Annotated in this window: 13 protein-coding genes; 8 read left to right on the top strand and 5 right to left on the bottom strand. The window is 46.0% G+C overall.

Annotated features, from left to right (window positions below; all coding sequences use genetic code 11):
- A complete protein-coding gene (locus ACSAZL_RS19595; RefSeq protein ID WP_440946246.1) occupies nt 1-3228 on the bottom strand; it encodes a DEAD/DEAH box helicase in 3228 nt (1075 codons plus the stop codon).
- Between the two features lie 272 nt (nt 3229-3500).
- Here ACSAZL_RS19595 and ACSAZL_RS19600 point away from each other — a divergent pair, with 272 nt between their 5' ends.
- On the top strand, nt 3501-5087 hold the full coding sequence (locus ACSAZL_RS19600; RefSeq protein ID WP_440946247.1) for a hypothetical protein: 1587 nt from the start codon (nt 3501-3503) through the stop codon (nt 5085-5087).
- Between the two features lie 186 nt (nt 5088-5273).
- On the opposite strand, the gene ACSAZL_RS19605 is transcribed toward ACSAZL_RS19600, so the two are convergent.
- On the bottom strand, nt 5274-5813 hold the full coding sequence (locus tag ACSAZL_RS19605; protein WP_440946248.1) for a MogA/MoaB family molybdenum cofactor biosynthesis protein: 540 nt from the start codon (nt 5811-5813) through the stop codon (nt 5274-5276).
- 142 nt (nt 5814-5955) lie between these two features.
- Entirely contained in the window at nt 5956-6729 is a 774-nt protein-coding gene (locus ACSAZL_RS19610; RefSeq protein WP_440946249.1) for an HFX_2341 family transcriptional regulator domain-containing protein, read from the bottom strand.
- 239 nt (nt 6730-6968) lie between these two features.
- Between ACSAZL_RS19610 and ACSAZL_RS19615 the strand changes: the two genes are divergently transcribed.
- The 7 genes from ACSAZL_RS19615 to pheS all read left to right on the top strand — a co-directional run bounded on the left by ACSAZL_RS19615 (nt 6969) and on the right by pheS (nt 16809).
- Entirely contained in the window at nt 6969-8789 is a 1821-nt protein-coding gene (locus tag ACSAZL_RS19615; protein ID WP_440946250.1) for an MFS transporter, read from the top strand.
- A gap of 143 nt (nt 8790-8932) precedes the next feature.
- Nucleotides 8933-10054 carry a DUF1786 domain-containing protein gene (locus ACSAZL_RS19620; protein ID WP_440946251.1) on the top strand — a complete coding sequence of 374 codons (1122 nt, stop codon included), beginning with the start codon at nt 8933-8935 and terminating at the stop codon, nt 10052-10054.
- A 306-nt stretch (nt 10055-10360) separates the two neighbouring features.
- A complete protein-coding gene (locus ACSAZL_RS19625; protein WP_440946252.1) occupies nt 10361-10882 on the top strand; it encodes a 50S ribosomal protein L16 in 522 nt (173 codons plus the stop codon).
- A 38-nt stretch (nt 10883-10920) separates the two neighbouring features.
- Complete coding sequence (locus ACSAZL_RS19630; protein WP_440946253.1) at nt 10921-11529, top strand: translation initiation factor IF-2 subunit beta; 609 nt, start codon at nt 10921-10923, stop codon at nt 11527-11529.
- A gap of 436 nt (nt 11530-11965) precedes the next feature.
- Nucleotides 11966-13180, top strand: a complete 1215-nt coding sequence (locus tag ACSAZL_RS19635; protein WP_440946254.1) for a radical SAM protein — start codon at nt 11966-11968, stop codon at nt 13178-13180.
- A 691-nt stretch (nt 13181-13871) separates the two neighbouring features.
- Entirely contained in the window at nt 13872-15185 is a 1314-nt protein-coding gene (locus tag ACSAZL_RS19640; RefSeq protein WP_440946255.1) for a tryptophan--tRNA ligase, read from the top strand.
- A gap of 145 nt (nt 15186-15330) precedes the next feature.
- Complete coding sequence (gene pheS / locus ACSAZL_RS19645; RefSeq protein WP_440946256.1) at nt 15331-16809, top strand: phenylalanine--tRNA ligase subunit alpha; 1479 nt, start codon at nt 15331-15333, stop codon at nt 16807-16809.
- 272 nt (nt 16810-17081) lie between these two features.
- Here the strand turns inward: pheS and ACSAZL_RS19650 are convergent, their stop codons facing one another.
- Together ACSAZL_RS19650 and ACSAZL_RS19655 are read right to left on the bottom strand one after the other, a co-directional pair.
- Nucleotides 17082-17948 (bottom strand): class I SAM-dependent methyltransferase, encoded by an 867-nt coding sequence (locus ACSAZL_RS19650; RefSeq protein ID WP_440946257.1) that lies wholly within the window; start codon nt 17946-17948, stop codon nt 17082-17084.
- A 74-nt stretch (nt 17949-18022) separates the two neighbouring features.
- The gene (locus tag ACSAZL_RS19655) at nt 18023-18178 is read right to left on the bottom strand and encodes a hypothetical protein (RefSeq protein ID WP_440946258.1); all 156 of its coding nucleotides are present in this window, start codon (nt 18176-18178) and stop codon (nt 18023-18025) included.
- Between the last annotated feature and the right edge of the window lie 27 nt (nt 18179-18205).

Consider the following 18205-nt stretch of genomic DNA (forward strand, 5'->3'; position numbering starts at 1 on the left):
TTATTCACCTACCGCCTCTTCTCGAAGAGCAAGAATACCCTTCAATTCATCGTTGGAAAGTTCTGTCAGCCAATTCTCACCTGTTCCGACAACGTTCTCTGCGACCTGCACTTTGCGCTCGATAATCTCATCGATTTTTTCTTCAAGCGTACCTGCACAGATGAACTTGTGCACCTCGACATTTTTCGTCTGGCCTATACGGAATGCCCTGTCCGTAGCCTGGTTTTCAACAGCGGGGTTCCACCAGCGGTCGAAGTGAAAGACGTGGTTGGCTCCTGTAAGGTTAAGCCCCGTACCGCCTGCTTTAAGGGAGAGGACAAAGATAGGTAAGTATTCTTTTCCCTTCTGGAAACGCTCAAGCATCCTGTCCCTCTGCTTTCTGGGGATCTCGCCGTGCAGAAAGAGGACTTCACATCCAAAGCTTGCCTGAAGGTGTTCTTTTAGCATTTTTCCCATCTCCGCAAACTGGGTGAAAACAAGGGCTTTTTCCCCGTTTTCAAGGACTACATCCAGCATTTCCGTAAGCCTTGCAAGTTTTCCTGACCTGCCGGGCACAGTGGAGTTATCCTTCAAAAACTGCGCCGGGTGGTTGCAGACCTGTTTTAACCTGGTAAGGGCAGACAGGATTATACCTTTTCTCTGGATGCCTTCTTCAGCCTCTTCCATCGCCTCTTCGATGTCTTCGAGAACTGCAGCATAGAGTGAAGCCTGTTCTTTTGTCAGCGTACAATAAGTTTTCATTTCCATTTTCTCCGGCAGGTCGGAGATAATCGAAGTATCGGTCTTCAGACGGCGCAGGATGAAAGGACCTGTAATTTCTTTTAACCTCCTTGCAGCTTCCTGATCCCTTTCGGCCTGAATAGGAATAAAGAAATTCCTCTTGAAACCTGCCTGACTGCCGAGGAAGCCCGGGTTTAAAAACTCCATTATGGACCAGAGATCCCCCACGTTGTTTTCAACCGGAGTCCCCGTAAGAGCTATGCGGTAATCGGCATCCAGAGCTCTGGATGCCTTTGCCTGTTTTGTTTCCGGGTTTTTGATGTTCTGGGCTTCGTCAAGTACAACTCCGGCCCAGGGAACCCTTTTTAAAAACTTAAGATCACGCTGCAAAAGCCCGTAACTTGAGATGACAATAGCATGATTCATGGCTTCCTTTTTGAATTCCTCTTCCTTTTTCCGGCTGGTCCCGTGGTGGACCATTACCGAAAGTTCCGGCGTAAAGCGGGAAGCTTCTTTTTTCCAGTTGTTGATGACAGAGGTCGGACAGACCAGCAGAACCGGCTTTGGGACTTTATGTCCGTCAACTTTTTCTTCAGCATTTTCTTCAACCTGCCCTTTAACCTGTTCCAGGTCGTGCTGGATAAGGGCAAGGGTCTGGACGGTTTTACCAAGCCCCATGTCGTCTGCAAGGCAGGCTCCTATGCCCCACTGCCTCAGGAAAGCCAGCCAAGAGTAACCTCTGAACTGGTAGGGCCTGAGGGTTCCTGAAAAACCGTAGGGAGCCGGAAGTTCTTCAAACCCGGTTTTGTCCTTCAGGCGGCGGACTAATTCTTCGATCCAGCCGGCTGCATTAAGCCCTTCCACATCCACACCGTCGGCTTTTTCGGAAACTCCCACAGCCAGTTTTAGAACTTCGCGCAGACTTGCTTCCCCGTGGGGATTTTTCTTCCAGAACTCAAGGGCAGCCCGGATTTCTGCATCGTTTACCTCGACCCACTGCCCGCGGAATTTCACAAGCGGAGCTTTGAGCTTTGCAAGAGCCTGCAGTTCCCTGATTGTGAGTGCACGGTCTCCAAGGGCGATTTCCCAGTCAAAACTGACGATTTTATCGAGTGTAAGCCCGTATCCTGCCTGCAACTTCTTCTTGCCCTTAACATTAGCCTGGGCTTTTAAGTGGGTCTTTGTACCTTTACGGGTCCACCAGCCGGGGAGAAGTAACCCGAAGCCCGCCTGGCTTAAATTCGCTGCACTTTCAGTCAGGAAGCGGTAAGCTTCTTTCGTATCAAGGGAATATCCGGACGGGTTGGGAGCTTCAAGACTGGAAGCAATTCCTGCACTGATGCCGGCAGCCTGCCCGAGGGAAGATAACAAAAATTGGCGAATGTTTTTTACATCATATCTTTTCAACGGACTTCCCTTCTTTGGCTTCCAGGCCTCTTTTACAGGGATCAGAAGGCTTGGGTCTTCGTAGGACTGAAGCATATAGCGGACGTACCAGAGCCCTTCGGGAACTTCTATATCAGCTATCCCTTCCCTGCCTTTTTTAGTATCTCCGATCCCACCTTCATTTTCTTCGGATTCTTCAGGTCCTTCTTCTGCCGCCGGTTCTTCCAGCCGGAAACAGAACCTGAAAGGAGAAGTAGTAAGTATTGTGAGGGGGCGCTGCCATTCACGAGTCCGGGTTGCAAGCTGCAGGAGTTCTTTTTCGTCTCCGTAGATCAGCCCGTCAGGGCTTTTAAGAGCGGAAACCCAGGCATCATGGACGCTATCAAAGGATTTTCTTTTGCGCATCTCCTTTGCAAGCTCTTTTTCCCCGATCTCGGACCGGACTATCCAGTCAAGAGAGTCCTCAATAAACTGCCTTGCCGCTACAGTAGCAGGCATTTCCGGCGGCACGGGAGAGGTTTCAGGAGCAAGAGCCCTTGCAGCCGGAGGCATTTTCTTTGCAAGTCTTGCCAGCTCTCCTGCATCTTCTCCGGAAAATACGGGTTCCCAGAAAGCCCTGTACTCTCCGTCCCTACCCCTGACGCCAGGCAGGTATTTCTGGCCTGCAACCAGCGAACCTGCAAATTTCAGAGCATCCGCCCACCAGAGAAGGTCATTTCCCGAGATTATGCCGGGAGCAAGAACCTTTTTTCCCATACGGGCACAGAGGAGAACAACAGCTTCTTCAGCTTCCAGATGATATGCATGAACAGTCCAGGGAGCCAGTGCAGGTTCTGCTTTCGAATCAGGAATTTCAGCAACTAGAGGACTTGAATGGACCGGATTCCCGCCTGCTGTCGGTATCCAGACATTGATTTTCTCCGCCCCTTTCCGGCCAGTACTGCCCAGCAGCAGCTCAATGGCAGAAAACAGGTTTTCAACACCCGAATCGCAAGGATAAGGTTTTACAACCGGCTTTTTAGGCTTTCTCCCACACCGAACAGCCGGAGTTTCATTTTCAGCCGGGATTTCACCCCATAAGAAGAACTGTTTTTCGACTCTTCCTGCATGAAGAATTATCATATATTTGGATTTAGAAGGAAGATATATTAAAAAGGATAGGGGAAAGCCGTTTAGAAGCTTTGATTTTACAATGGTGCTCCGGCAAATTTTCGGTTTATTATTGATGGACGTCTTTTGCCTAGTAATTAGAAATGAAAGATTTCAGCAGTGTAATATAGGGTAAGTCGAAAATACTTTAACAGGTCGGAAGCTTATTTGATCGGAAAAAGCTGCTTAAAACGTTAAATGATCTTCCTTGAATATGGGAAGTCAACTTCAATGGTAAATGAAACATGAACAACAATGTTTGCGAAAAATGTGGTAATGAGTTGTATCTCAAAAATGTACTAGAAGACTCTTATGAATACTGTTGTCTATCTTGTTTCGATTTAAGGCCACTTGAAAAGACAAAATCTTTGGAATTGTGCAGAGAGTATATTGAGTTAACTAAGCAAGCATCACTAAACTATCTTCAAAAATTCTCTAGAGAAATGTTATTTTATCTCGCTTTAAATAAAAGAGAAATGATTCTAAAAGAGTTTTCTGATGTGACTAATATCAAAGTTGGAGATATTCTTTGGCCAACTTTAATTATCCGAGACTGTTTAGATAAATCATTTAATGGACAAGGAAATTACTCTAAAGAAAATTTAGATTGTTTGTTTTCTTATTATTCTGAGATAATTACAGCTGAAAATCTTTTAATTGAAATTCAAGAGAATTACTTTTTTCTTTTTGAAGATTCTCATGAATTAGGAGAACTTGTCCCAAATAGTCTCATAATAGTTCTTAATAATGATAGGCGCTACAGAGCTGTGCCCTCTTATAGATGGCGCTATTTTATGGAAGCAGCAGAAACTGTCCACTTTGGTCCGAGTATAAGGAAAGAAAGAATCATAAAACTAATCAATATGAGAGTAAGAGAACGCCAATTAAAAAAGAAACGTATAGAAATTCAGTTAAATCGTGCAAATGAAAGAAAAAGAAAACAGCTTATAAGGAAACGATCCGAATTAGATGAAATTTCTATCGCAGAAACACTCGAAGAATTGTATAATTCGATTTATTTGAGATATTACGATGAAGATTTTCTCGCTTTTAGAGAAATAAGGAGAGAGAAGAAGATCTTAAGCTTTATTGGTCAAATTATGGCTGTTGCCAAAGAAAGACTTAATCATACTGAGCAAGATAAAAAATATAAAAAATATTACTATGAAATGAGCTATGATGAATTCATTCATTTGTGCAGTTTGAATTCTTTAGATTTTTCTGAGATGTGTGATATGTTGCTTTCCTCTGAAATGGATTGTAAACAATTTCCTTTGCTCATCGAGTATGGATCAAAAATCTTGGTCTGCCCAGAAACAATTAAATTAATTTTGAGCTTAATAAGATTCGATTTTGCTAAATGTGAATACAAATCTAAATTGGGATATTTAGGAGATGATTTTGAAGAAAAAACAATTGAATTATTTGAATCAGAAAGATTCAGTTTAGATCATCCCAAGAACAAAGAACAAAAATTAGTTAAAATTAAAATAAGTTGCATAAAAAGGGAAATTGATTTACTACCTTATAATGAAAAATATCTGTTTGTAGTAGAGTGTAAAAGAAACTCTCTAAAACCCAAATACATTTTTGACTATGAAAGAAAAAATCGAGCTCTGGGTAATGAAGGAATAAAAGATGAAATTGAAAATAAACATTTAATGAGAATCCGATACTTTCAAAATAATCAAGAAGAATTTGGATTTAGCTCAATAAAAACAGTTAAAGGTTTAATTGTAACATTAATTAAAGAAGATATTGAAAAATATCATGGAGTAGATGTAGTTCCATTTTCTGATTTGCAAGAATACATCAAAAATTACACTACTTAAATTCACGAATTTGAATTAAAACTCAAAAAATTTGCTTAGATTTTCCATTCACCGCATAAGTCCTACTATCATCAAAAAATGAAGAAAATGAAGAGAAATGAGTTTTGAAATTTCAAGATACGGCATTTAGACCGCTGCTTTTCCAATCATTTCTTATAAGAAACTCATCTATAAAACTTACTAGAGTTATTCCCTCACATGCCTGACAATGTGCCCGGCTTCAGGAATGATAATTTTAGAAAGGGCAAGCTTCACCGCATTCGGAGACCCCGGCAGGCAGAATACAGCCTTTCCTTTAATCACCCCTGCCGAAGCCCTTGTAAGGATAACGGAAGTCCCTATATCTTCGAGGCTCTTGTACCTGAAAAGTTCACCAAAGCCGGGGATTTCTTTCTCAAACAGAGGGGTTACGGACTCGATAGTAAGGTCTTTTGGGGCAAGCCCCGTGCCTCCACTTGTTATGACAATGTCCGCAGAGCTGCTAAGGGCGGAAGAAATGGCATCCAGAAGTGTATTTTTTTCATCCGGCACAAGCCTGTAGAAAGAGACATTGTTGCCTGCAGCCTCAAGAAGTTCTTTCATGGCTTTTCCCGAAAGGTCTTCTGCCTCGTCGGGAGAAATTGAATCTCCATACTTTTCGTACCTTGAGGTTGAAATCGTAATTAAAGCGAAAGAGAAAGATTTTTTAGCGTCTTTTTTGTGAATTTCTGGTGTAGATTCTTTCATGAAAACCACCTGAACGGGTTTATATTAGTTTTCAGGATCTTAGAGTATTTTCAGTTAACTTCGAACTCCTATAATTACTCAGCCCCCGGAATGTATAGAATCCTGAGAATTGAATCCTGAGAATTTGTCCTTTTAGCAATACTCAGGCATGACCTATCAGACATGCAGCATATTTTCCCTTATCTGTTATGGAAATAATATTATTTCTGCCTCTTTTTTCAATAAGGATGTACCCGTTTCGTTTTAACTCATTAAGCAGGCCTCTATTTATCCTTACCAGCATATTACTGGATGTCCTTTGTTTTCCACCCAAACTCTCATTGAGATCCTCAAAGCCCTGAAGCTTACCCTCTTTGATCATATTAATGATGTCATTGGTTGTCATTTTCTTTTTTAGATAGAGTTCGGTGAGGAATACGCTTTTTGCTCCGGTCGGGATGTCAATGGTAAAATTGGTTAAAATGAAATACTTCAGTTCCTTAACGATGGACGAACCGTGTTCTAACAACTCTTCTTCATTTTTTGAGTAACCCCCATCCGCATATACATAGTATACTTTAACATCATGATGCATGGCTGCAAAAGTCGATGAGACAGCGGTCAATTTCCCCGACGCACTCATATTGACATACACGAGGTTGTTCTCTTTTTTCTCCTGAACGATTATGTCACTTATAGTCGATAAAAGAGGAAGCGGATCGGACAGGTCACTCTCCACGGTAATAACCTCCATGTTCTTCTGTTCAAGGCGGTTTTTTACTTCCTGTAAAAAGTATTCATGACTTCTCGAACCGAACTTTTTACTTACGGGCCTGGTATGTAAGAGGTAGACTTTATTAGCTCTCATTTTGTCAAATGGCTTGACAGCCATATCGATTTCGGAGGCAAGGGGTATAATGTGTACGATCTCTTCCACCGGATCACCATATTAACGTTATTAACGTTATTAACGATACTTACGCAGAAGTTATTAAATTCTCCCTGAGGAATAAAGGGCGAACTGGGGAGAAAAAAACCCTCATGACAGCTATACGTTCAGCCTCTGTCGGCGAAATGGAGCAGTTGCAGGACATATAGTCGCGATCGAAACACATCTATCCTTGCCGCCGCAGATCCTGCCAGTTCACTGGCCGGCAGTAAAAATGAGGTAATAGTTTGAGTAAAAACAGTAATGTAACGGATAAAAAGAATACGGAGATACAAAAACAGGGCATCGGATACAAGTGGACTGCACTGTTCAATATCACACTGTCATCACTGATGGGCACAATTAACAGCAGTATAATTCTGATCTCATTGCCCGCCATATTCAATGGAATCAAGCTCAACCCCATGGAGCCGGATGCATTCCAGTACCTTCTATGGATCCTTATGGGTTATGGTCTGGTCACTGCGACAATACTCCTCAGTATAGGAAGGCTGGCTGACATGTACGGTCGAGTTAAGCTTTTCAGGCTGGGTTTTTTGATCTTTACCATCGGCTCGGTCCTGCTTTACCTGACCCCGGACACAGGCAACGCCGGTGCACTGGAGCTAATAATTTTCAGGCTCGTTCAAGCCGTAGGCGGGGCCTTTACCATGGCAAATGGTGCAGCGATAATTACCGACGTATTTCCTGCCGGTGAGCGTGGAAAAGCTCTCGGAATCAATATGGTTGCACTTATGTCCGGCCAGTTTATCGGGCTGCTACTGGGCGGAATACTGGCGACATACAACTGGCGTTATGTATTCCTGGTCAATATTCCCTTTGCTCTCCTGGGAACGATATTGTCCTACAGGAAGATGAAAGAAGTTTCTTTCAGGGCTCCAAAGACAAGTATCGATATTGCAGGAAACTTGTTTTTTATCGGAGGGCTGACCTCTCTACTTGTCGGCGTAACCTATGGCCTGATGCCTTACGAACACAACGGCATTACAGACGCAATGGGCTGGAGCAATCCTCTGGTGATCGCTACGGTTGGGATCGGCGTACTGCTCCTGATCGCTTTCCCATTTGTAGAGAGCAGGGTAAAGAATCCCATGTTCAGACTGGAATTCTTTAAGATTCGGGCTTTTACCTATGCAAATCTTGCCAGTTTTACGGCAGCTATTGCACGTGGCGGTATCATGTTCATGCTTATCCTGCTGCTGCAAGGTATCTGGCTCCCGCTTCATGGTTACCGCTTTGAAGATACGCCTTTCTGGGCCGGTATCTATATGCTTCCCATGACCCTCGGGTTCATTATCATGGGGCCTATTTCAGGGATACTTTCCGATAAATACGGTCCAAGATGGATAGCAACTGCGGGCATGACTCTTGTCGCTCTGGTCTTCGTCGGACTTGCAATGCTTCCTTATAATTTCGACTACTGGGAACTTGGCGTCCTTATTTTCCTGATGGGCATAGGCAGCGGAATGTTCAGCTCACCGAACACTTCCTCGATAATGAACTCGGTACCTCCGCAGGACCGGGGCGTTGCGTCAGGAATGATGTCGACGTTAATGAATTCGGCATCGACGCTGAGTATGGCTGTGTTCTTTACAATCGTAATAGTTGGGATTCAGGGAGCTTTTCCGGAAGCCATCTACAGCTCATTCGCCAGCCTTGGATCCCAAATAACTCCTACCATGCAGGAACTGGCAGACCAGCTTGCCAGCATGTCCCCGACAAATGCCCTGTTCTCCGCCTTCCTGGGCTACAACCCGATGGATTCAATTCTGAGTTCAATGGGCCCTGGCATAGTAAATGCGATACCGCAACAGATCGTTACCACACTGACGGATAATTACTGGTTCCCGCAGACACTTCAGGAAGCATTCATGCCGGCGCTGAGGATACCATTCATAATCGGGGCTGTACTTTCAGGTATAGCTGCGGTACTGTCAGCAATGAGGGGACAACGGTATGTTTACGAGGTTCACAGTTCGACAAGCGATATTAGCAGCGATATTAGCAAAGATAGTATTGCAAGAGCAGATGAAAGAGCGCAGATCTGACAATAGTGCCTGAACAAAATAAGATCGAGATGACTGATTGCAGTAGAGGGAAAAATTCGGTTATCTCCATTTTTTAAGATTCAGTTCCCTGTTGACCTCCGTTTGCCTATATTTTAATAACTTATCAGCCCAATGCTCAGGTTATGCATATACTAGCAGCGGATATAGGTACAGGTACGCAGGATATCCTGCTCTTTGACTCGGCAAAAGAGGTTGAAAACAGCCTGATAATGGTCATGCCCGCCCCCACACAGGTTACTACGGAAAGGGTGCGGAGAGTAACAAAAGCAGGAAAGGCGCTTGTACTTACCGGAACCATAATGGGAGGAGGGCCCTCGGCATGGGCTGTCCGCGCTCACTTAAAAGCAGGGCTTCCTGTATATGCCACCGAGGATGCTGCTCTGACCATTCATGACAACCTTGAGCGAGTGAAAGCTTTTGGGGTCCGGATCGTCTCAACGGAAGACGCAAAGAAACTTGCAGGATCGGGGGAGGCGCTGGAAGTTGTTATGCAGGACTTTGATCCCTGCGCCGTCTCCTGCGCACTCTCAAATTTTGAGGTAAGGATGCCGGAAAATTATGCAGTTGCGGTGCAGGACCACGGAAACGCTCCGGACAAGAGCAACAGGGTCTACAGGTTCGAACTTCTAAAAGAACTTATTGAGAAGGGGGGAAAGCTCGAAAATTTTGTGTTCCTGCCCGAAGAAATCCCGCAGGCTTTTACTCGCATGAAAGCCCAGGCGGATTCCCTTCTTAAATCCACGACCGTCCTCAAGACGCGGGCAGTTTTCATGGATACGGGACCCGCCGCCGTATTCGGGGCTCTTACCGACCCTGCAGCTGTCCAGCCTGCCATCGTGGTCAATATAGGAAACGGACATACGCTTGGGGCACTTGTGAATGAAAACAGGATCACAGCCATTTTTGAACACCACAGTTCCAGCATAGACCCGGAAAAACTTCAGGACTACATTATCCGGCTTGCCGAAGGGACCCTTGGTTTTGAGGAAGTCTTTGACGACGGAGGGCACGGGGCTTATATAAAGGAAGCCTTCGGATTCGATCAGGTGCGCTCGATAATGGTTACCGGCCCGAAAAGGGAAATACTTGAAAAGCTCCCGGACTCGGAAGTCAGGCAGGAAATTTCGAAAAAATTGCATTTTGCCGCACCTTTCGGGAACATGATGCTTTCAGGCTGCTTCGGGCTTCTTGCAGGATTTTTTGAGAAATATCCGGAACCATCAATAAAACTTATAAACCACTAAGTAGTAGGGAGTAAGTCACCTAAGCCCGGGATATATAAAATTTCAGGAACTGTGGAGTTTCAGATACGAAATTCCCTATCGGAGAACCCGGGGGCACGGAAGTGTCCTGCCAGAACCCGCGAGGGCGGATTTACAGATAAATGTAAATACAGGCAGGTATCTCTATATGCACATATCTCCATACTCAACGGTTTGCCAGACAGTTTTTTCGTAAACTTGAAGCAAACGCTTATAAATGGGTTATAAGTGGAAAAAGGTTCCACTCAAAATTTTATCAAAATCATCATTTTCAGGAGAATCAAACTAATGGTACGAAAGCCAGGAAGTATGTATAGAAACGTGAGACAGCGCTCATTTACCAGAAGAAAATACATGGGCGGTGTTCCCGGAAGCCAGGTTATTCACTATGATATGGGAGACAAAGCAAACACAAGTTTCCCTGTAAAAATTTCCCTGATCGTAGAGGAAAAATGCCAGATCAGGCACACTGCGCTTGAAGCAGCCCGTATCACAGCAAACAGGCACCTTGTTTCGGACACAGGAAAAATGGGCTTTTACATGAAGCTCCGTGTTTACCCCCACGAAGTAATCAGGGAAAACAAGCAGGCAACAGGCGCCGGAGCAGACCGTGTGTCCAGTGGTATGCGCAGGGCTTTTGGAAAGAACGTCGGTACCGCAGCAAGGGTAAACGCAATGCAGAAGATCTTCACAGTAGCCGTTGAGAAGCAGAACTTCAAGGCTGCAAAGGAAGCTCTCTGGCACGCCGGACAGAAGCTGCCCACCCCCTGCAGAATCGTTATCGATGAAGGCGCAGAACTGGTACAGTAACCAGGAAGAAGCCATAAAATTACAAGGGAGTCTAAAGAATGTATGATTACGAAGAGCTTTTGAACCGTGCAATGGCAAAGATGCCGGACACAGAGACTACTGATGCTCGATTCGTAATCCCTGAACCCAAACTCTTTTCCGAAGGTAAAACCACAATTCTGGATAACTTCGGAAATATTGCAGACACCCTTAACCGGGACCCTGACCACCTGATGAAATATCTCACCAGGGAACTGGGGACTGCAGGGAAGATAGAAGGCACACGTGCAGTCTTCCAGGGCAGGTTTACGAGAGCTCAGATTGCAGATAATATTCAGGCATATGTTGATGAATACGTTATGTGTTCGGAATGCGAACGCCCGGATACCCAGCTTGTCAGGGTGGACAGGGTGCTTGTCCTGAAATGTTCCGCCTGCGGAGCTCACAGACCTGTCAAAAAGAGAAAGGTAAGCAACGTGGTTGTCAGGGATGCTATCGAAGAAGGCGGAACCTACGAACTCCGGATAGATGCCGTTGGGTCCAAAGGTGACGGGATAGCAAAAATAGATAAGTACACAGTCTTCGTGCCCGGAGCCGCAAAGGGCGACGTGGTAAAAGTAAAGATAAAGAAAATCAGCGGAAACCTCGCCTTCTCGGAAAGGGCATGAGGTTTAAGCTTTTTTAAATTTTTAAATAGGCAGTCCAGACCGACTAAGAATTAATTCAGCCCTCGCGTCCGGACAGCCCAAGTCCTCATTTTCAAGTATGATACATTTTCAAGTATGATACATTTTCAAGTATGATACATTTTCAAGAATGATACATTTTCAAGTATGATATATTCAACGTTACTTAGTGTTCGATGTTCAACGTTACTTAGTGTTCGATATTCAACATAGCTTTGTGTTCAGTATTATATTCAAGCATTGCCTGTTTTTAAAGAGTTTACGGCCCTCTGAGGCTGGTTTAAAGTTATTTTTCAAATAGAACAGCTACGTTTATCCCGGGAAAAATAGTGATTTGATGAGTGGTTTAAACCAGAGACGGATTTAAATATTAGACAGTTAAATCAGGAACTCGTAAGAAAATGACCCGTGAGGAAAAATGACTCCTGAAAAAAAGAATGTGACGGACTCTCCAGCAAGAGGCGGAACTATAGAACTTTTTTCCATGCCAGGGCTGTCTGTGAACCTTCAACGGCAGGAAGGACAGGCCCTGAAACTTATAACAAGCGGGACTTTGAAAACTGCCTGCAGCCCTATACTGAAGAAGATGAATTCACGACTGCAGGAGGAAAAACCGGCTCTTGTGCAGGAGGACAGGGTTATTCCATCCGCCTGGCTGCCTCCCATCCCGAGCCCCGTTTTCAAGCGCCTCATTTTTGCAGAAATCCAGATAGCTATGGGAAAATACGTGCCCGAAACCGTCTCAATCGAGATCACCCACCAGAACAGTGCAAGGTACCCGCCGGGAACTGCTGCTGACGAACTTGATACGGGTACAATTAAAAGATTGATAGACGAAGCCCTGGAACTTGGCACCCTCATAATCAATTTTACCGAAAATGACCCTCTGCTGCGGGATGATGTCTTTGAGCTTATCGAATATGTGGACAAAACCCGGGCCATAGTTAACTGTTCCACCTGGGGCACGGATTTTTCAAAAGAAACCGCCCTTAAACTGAAAGAAGCCGGGATTCATTCCCTCATGGTCGGCGTATATTCTACCGATCCCGAAAAACACGATGCGGTCCGAAACTCTGCAGGAGCATATGAAAGGGCCATCTCTGCCATAAAACTGGCTCTTGAAGCCGGGCTTCTGGTCGTAATGACAACTCATGCCTCTCCCTCAAACATGAAGGAACTTCCTGCCCTCTATGCCCTTGCAACGGAACTCGGGGTACATGAGTTTTCGGTCTGGGAATCAATGCCGAAAAATAGAGGCGAACCTGTGATTACGGACCGGGATAGAAAGATAATTCTTGAGATGTACCGGAGGGTAAACTCAGCCCCTGAAGGCCCCCGGATGTTTTCAAACACCTATTTTGAAGGCCAGATGCTGGGAGCAATGGCAGGCAGGCGCTGGATGCATGTAACCGCAGACGGCGATGTAAAACCGAGCCCTTACCCTCCTTTCAGGTTCGGAAATGTAAAAGAAGTATCTTTAAAAGAGATCTGGCAGAGGATCAGGAGCTATCCGTATTTCCAGCGGCAAAAGAGCGTGAGCCCCATGCACGACCCCGAATTTATGGATCTCGTCGACAGGATCCCCGAAGAGGCAAAACTGCCCTATCCTTTCGAAGAGATTTGTGAAAAATAATCTCAGATAATTCCCATTTCAGGCCCTGCCAGGAACTCCCTGTCTATTTCATACATATACTTCAGGTCAGGATAAGCCGAGATAACCTCGGATTCGTAATCTATCCTTCCGGACTCGTCCCCGGAGAAGATATTTCGGATAGGATCAAAGCCACATCGATATAGTTGAAATTAGTTGAAATCTTTTCGCTCAAGAAATGAACCGAAGATACTGAGAGAAAACAGAATCCGGGCGCTGAGGGAAAAATCCGGAGGGAAAATCCCTGTCGATCATGTTTCCATTGATAACAGAGAGGTTTGATTTTTGATCGCCCACGTAAGGCAAAGATGATCTTACAGAGATACATAGTCAGAAAGGTAGCCTAAATTGTTTTGGCTATGTATTCAAAAAGCAAAATTATTGACAGTAAAAACGTGGACTGCCCCTAAAACCTTTATACCTTACAGCTCAGTTTTTGAGAGAAATTTCCTCCAAATAACTTTAAGAAAAGAAGTACAAAGTAATGTTGATTTCTGAAGTTAATTTCTGAAATTTAACGCCAGAAGATAAACATTTACATATGAGCAGGTATTTTTAAAGAGCAATTTGCCGAAACGGAGTTTACACCCTTATTTACGTTACCCTTATTTATGTGGCAAGAAAAAGCTGCCTGCGGCAATTTTCCGGAAAAGGCAGCTTATGAGGGGATTTTATGGATACCAAACTTGACCCGTGGAGTTCAAGCGACATTACTGACTATTCAAAGTTATTCGAAGAATTCGGGATTTCTCCTTTTGAAAACGTACTTCCGGAAATCCCTTCCCCGCATATGTACATGCGGAGAAAAGTTATCTTCGGGCACCGTGATTATGAACAGATTGCAGAGGCCATGCGGACAGGTGCCCCTTTTTCGGTCATGGACGGCTTTATGCCTTCCGGAAAGGTCCACCTGGGGCACAAGATGGTCATGGACCAGATCGTCTGGCACCAGGAAATGGGAGCTTCCGCCTTTGTCGGGATTGCAGACAGAGAGGCTTTTTCCGTACGCGGCTTTTCCTGGCAGAAATGCAGGGAGATCGGGGTTGAGGAATATATATTAAGCCTCATTGCCCTCGGATTCAAACCCAATGGCCTTATCTACTTCCAATCGGGCTGCGGAAGTGTCAAAGACCTGGCATTTGAACTCGGAGTCAAGGTCAATTTCTCGGAACTGGGTGCAATCTACGGCTTTTCGGGAGAAACAAGCCTCTCCCATATGCTCAGTGTGGCAACCCAGGCAGCAGATATTCTCCAGCCCCAGCTCGAAGAATTCAGTGGACCAAAGCCGGTTGTGGTCCCTGTAGGTCCTGACCAGGACCCTCACCTCCGCCTGACAAGGGGGCTTGCAGGCAAGATGAACATGTTCAGGGTAGAAGAGCGGGAAGACGTAAAGACAGGCAGGAAATACCTGAGTGTCAGGGGGAAAACCGCCCAGAAAGAAGCGCTTCAGGAGCTCAAGAAACGTATTCCCGGAAGAGTAAAACTCTATGAAGAGCACATTGACGTACTCGAGTATCTCGATCTTGCAGGGCTTGAAAAGCTTGTCAGGGAAGTCGCAGTCGAGTTCGGAGGCTATGCTTTCATCCCCCCTGCATCCACCTACCACCGCTTCATGAGCGGACTGCAGGGCGGAAAGATGTCCAGCAGCATCCCTGAAAGCCAGATTGCCCTTACGGACGACCCGAAGGAAGGGGCAAAAAAGGTAAAGCGGGCAAAGACCGGAGGCTGCGTAACCCTCGAAGAGCAGAAAAAACTTGGAGGAAAGCCCGAGGAATGCTCTGTCTTTGAACTCATGCTTTTCCACCTGATTGCCAGCGATGAAGAACTGCTGGAAATCAAGCAAGAATGTATCGCCGGAACAAGGATGTGTGGCTCATGCAAGCAGCTTGCAGCCGAAAAAATGCAGGAATTCCTTAAAGACCATCAGGAAAAGCGGGAACTTGCACGGGAACATCTTGACGAATACAGAATTATCTACAAGGACTGAACTATTCATAATTAACAAAGACTGAATTATTCATAAACTTACAAAATCGGATTATCAGCAGATTTATCAAATTCCGATAAAAGATCGGACCCTTATAACAATCAAATTCTCAATCATTTCAGGAAGATCAGGACGTGGTTACAGTATGAGTGCTCAGGATAACCTCACAATCAACGAAAAAAAGGTCTTGCTTGCCCTTGAGGAGCTGGGGTCGGCAGCTCCCGATAAACTGGAAGAGAAATCAGAGTTGCAGGTGGATGCGGCGATGCAGGCAGCCTTCATGCTCCAGGAAAAAGGACTTGCTTCCGTTTCCGAAAAAGTGCTCGAACGCTACTCCCTTACAAAGGAGGGAGAAGAATATACGAAAACCGGACTTCCGGAGCGCCAGATAATTGACGCCCTGAAAGTTCCCACCTCGCTTGAAGAACTCAGGAGCCGTTTTTCCCCTCAGACCGTGGGGATCGCAACCGGCTGGCTCGTAAAAAAAGGGTGGGCCAAGGTTGAAAACGGAGTTATGTTACCTTCGGGAAAAGCTCCTGCAGGCAAGGATGAAGAAACACTTGCGGCTTTCGCAGGCAAGCCAAAGACTCTCGAAGAGCTTGCAGCCGAGGAAGGAACTGTAAAGGACCTGCTCAAGCGCAAACTTGTCGTAAAGCACGAAGAAAAGTTCAGGACCGTTTCCATAACAGGGGCCGGAAGCGCTCTTGCTGCCGAAGGCATTGTCCTTGAAGAAGAAATTGCCCAGCTCACCCCTGACCTGCTGAAGAGCGGAGCCTGGAAAGGGAAAAAGTTCAGGCCTTACAGGCTCGACATCACCCCGAAACCCCTCTACGGGACAAAAATCCACCCTTACAGGCGCCTGATTGAACAGATGCGCCAGATCTTCCTGGAAATGGGCTTCACGGAAATCAAAGGCGGCATAATCCAGAGCTCTTTCTGGAACTTCGACGCCCTCTTCCAGCCTCAGGACCACCCGGCAAGAGATATGCAGGACACCTTCCATCTCGGCAGCATCTGCCAGCTCCCGGCGGAATATTTCGAGAAAGTAGCGGTAATGCACGAGCGCGGAGGGGACATTGACTCCTGCGGCTGGGGCGGGATCTGGGACCGGGAACTTGCCGGGCGCAATGTGCTCAGGACCCATACCACTTCAGTAACCATAAAGTACCTTGCAGACAACCCCGAACCGCCTGCAAAAGCCTTCTGTATTGACAGGGCTTACCGCAGAGAAACGATTGACCCTACCCATACCCCCGAATTCGAGCAGCTTGAAGGTGTGGTCATGGACAAAGATATGTCCTTTGCAGACCTCCTCGGCCTCCTGGCAGAGTTCTACCACAGGATGGGATTCGAAGAAGTCCGCTTCCGCCCCGGCTATTTCCCCTACACCGAACCGAGTGTGGAACCGGAAGTCTACGTGGACGGCCTCGGCTGGGTCGAACTGGGAGGCGCAGGCGTCTTCAGGAAAGAAGTAACGGAACCTTTCGGGATCAAAGAACCCGTCCTTGCCTGGGGGCTCGGAGTAAGCAGGCTAGCCATGCTGAAACTGGGGCTTAAGGACCTGAGGCTCCTTTACCAGTCCGATATCGATTGGCTCAGGAAGAGCGAGGTTTGCAGGATCTAAAATCAAGAATGAAATAATGAAGAAGCAAAGCAAAATATGAAGGAGCTGAAAACTTAAAGCAGCTCACGGGCTGTAAAAACCGCCTGCTTCAGCCCGCAGGCGATTCTTTTTTTCACATTTTTGATCTTACGTTATCAGGCTGTTGAGATTTTGATGCTCAATTTTACCGGCGCGCCCGAAGATTGCTCATCAATTTGTTCAAAACCTGTCGGCTTAGCCGCGCCCGGCCGCCTCCTAGCGTGAGAAAAAGTTAGGCGAACACGTGCAGTTGACTACACTTTCTCCGCATAGATTATACGCTCGACCGGCGTAGAAGCAAGTTCCCGGCCGGTAGGACTGATATACCGTTCAGCAAGCTCCTCGTAACCGATGTGCTCGACTATCTGCCAGCCATACCCCTCTAGAAAATCCGGCCACTCTTCCGGGTCCATCCCGAAAAGCCAGATCTTATCCCTTACGTACTTTTTGTAGATATTCTCCCAGCCGTACATGGCCCGGCCATCGAGGAAGTCTTTGCGAATATATGTGAAAGCCAGAAGGCTGCCCTGCTCGGCTTTAGCCAGAAAATCAAAAGTAGCTCTTATTCCGGTTTCAGTCAGATACTGCGTGACAGCCTCCCAGATGAAAAATGTCCGCATGTCCTCGGAGTAGCCATAAGACGCAAGAACGGGACCCAGTTCTTCTCGATCGAAATCTATCGGCACAAGCCTGACATGGGACGGGACTGCTCCGAACAACTTACACAGCCGGGTCTGCTTGGACTTAATGTTTTCAGGCTGATCAACCTCCCAGACTGGCATGTCAGATAGAGCTGGTAACCGGTATGCCCGTGTGTCAAAGCCCGCACCCAGATTCACGACCGCGTTAACCTGACTGGCCGACTCGATCAGCTTCTCGTCTATGTACCTTTTTCTACACAGCATACCACCCCAGAGACCGGGAGTGTCATGCTTGGTAACCCGGATCATCCAGGACCTGAACGAATTAAACCGCATCAGCCATACAAGAGATCTCAGGCCTAACGGAAGTATTCGATAGGCCAGGTCATCTTCGATGATGCGTTGCTCCGCAGGAAAATATTGTTCAATAGCAACCAGTGCTGTCGGACTCACGCCTGTTTTGGCTGCAGCTTTTGTCATGATGCCTCTCTATTCACTCTTTCTATTCACTCTTTCTATTCACCCTTTCTATTCACGCTCTCTATCCACTTTCTCTATTTATTTAGCGCCGCATGTACGTTTAATTTTGCTATAACGAAGGCAACAAAAAATGTTCCCGGGTTGCGGATAACATCGAGCTCAGGTATCGAATATTCCATATCCGGTTGAATTCGGACATCTATTCCTGCATCCAGCCCTGAAAAATTCATGGGAAATAAGGGTTAAGTAGCTCCGGG

It is taken from the genome of Methanosarcina mangrovi (genome assembly GCF_052057765.1).
In the GTDB taxonomy this organism is placed as follows: domain Archaea; phylum Halobacteriota; class Methanosarcinia; order Methanosarcinales; family Methanosarcinaceae; genus Methanosarcina.